The sequence below is a fragment of the Agrobacterium sp. ICMP 6402 genome (assembly GCF_009498615.1).
Taxonomy (GTDB): domain Bacteria; phylum Pseudomonadota; class Alphaproteobacteria; order Rhizobiales; family Rhizobiaceae; genus Agrobacterium; species Agrobacterium burrii.
This window is the reverse complement of record NZ_QSNV01000026.1, coordinates 685-1,937: the sequence shown is the minus strand read 5'-3', so window position 1 is coordinate 1,937 and position 1,253 is coordinate 685. Positions and strand designations below refer to the sequence as shown.

Annotated in this window: 2 protein-coding genes; both read right to left on the bottom strand. The window is 61.1% G+C overall.

The features are described 5' to 3' along the window. On the bottom strand, positions 1 to 826 hold an 826-nt coding region (locus DXT96_RS26785), incomplete at its 3' end, for an ABC transporter ATP-binding protein (RefSeq protein ID WP_153517190.1). Between the two features lie 12 nt (positions 827 to 838). Beyond that, a partial coding sequence (locus DXT96_RS27285; protein WP_246670667.1) for a carbohydrate ABC transporter permease occupies positions 839 to 1,253 on the bottom strand: 415 nt, incomplete at its 5' end.

Below are 1,253 nucleotides of genomic sequence, written 5' to 3'. Positions count from 1 at the left end.
TCACCTTGCCCTGCCACAGCCCGCTTTCCTTCGACAGCAGCAGATGTTCGGGCCGCACACCGGCGGTGGCGGCGTTCTTTTGGCGCGCATAATCGCCGGTAATCAGGTTCATGCGCGGTGAGCCGATAAAACCGGCGACGAAGAGGTTGCGCGGTGTTTTGTAAAGCTCCATCGGCGAACCGACCTGCTCGATATTGCCGCGGTTGAGCACCACGATCTTGTCGGCCATGGTCATGGCTTCCACCTGGTCGTGGGTGACGTAGATCATCGTCGTCTTCAGCGTGTTGTGCAGCTCGGAGATTTCCAGCCGCATGGTGCCGCGCAGCGCCGCATCGAGGTTGGAAAGCGGCTCGTCGAACAGGAAGGCTTTCGGTTCGCGCACGATGGCCCGGCCGATGGCGACGCGCTGGCGCTGGCCGCCGGACAGTTGCGAGGGCCGGCGTTCGAGATAATCGGTAAGGTTCAGCACCCGGGCGGCATCTTCCACCTTTTTATCGATGACCGCCTTGTCGAGCTTGGCCATCTTCAGCGGGAAGGCGATGTTGTTGCGCACACTCATATGCGGATAAAGCGCATAGGACTGGAACACCATGGCAAGGCCGCGCTCGGCCGGCGCCTTTTCGGTGGCGTCGTTGCCGTCGATGACGATCTTTCCGCCGGAGACGTCTTCCAGCCCGGCGATCAGCCGCAGCAATGTCGACTTGCCGCAGCCGGACGGGCCGACGAAGACGACGAACTCGCCGTCGTTGATATCAAGATCGATCGACGGGATGACTTTCGCCTCACCGAAGAGCTTGGACACGTTCTGAAGGGAAATGCTGCCCATGTTTGTCGTTCCTTATTTCACGGCGCCAAAGGTCAGGCCACGCACGAGTTGTTTCTGCGAGAACCAGCCGATGACGAGAATGGGGGCGATCGCCATCATCGAGGCGGCCGAGAGTTTTGCCCAGAACAGCCCCTGCGGTGAGGAGAAGGAGGCGATGAAGGCGGTCAGCGGCGCGGCATTGGTGGTCGTCAGCCGGATGGTCCAGAAGGATTCGTTCCAGGCGAGGATGACGTTGAGCAGCAGCGTCGAGGCGATGCCGGGCACCGCCATTGGCGTCAACACATGGACGATCTCGTTCCAGAGCGAGGCGCCATCCATGCGGGCGGCCTCAAGGATCTCGCCGGGGATTTCCCGGAAGTAGGTGTAAAGCATCCACACCACGATCGGCAGGTTGATGAAGGTGAGCATGATGGTGAGCCCGATGCGG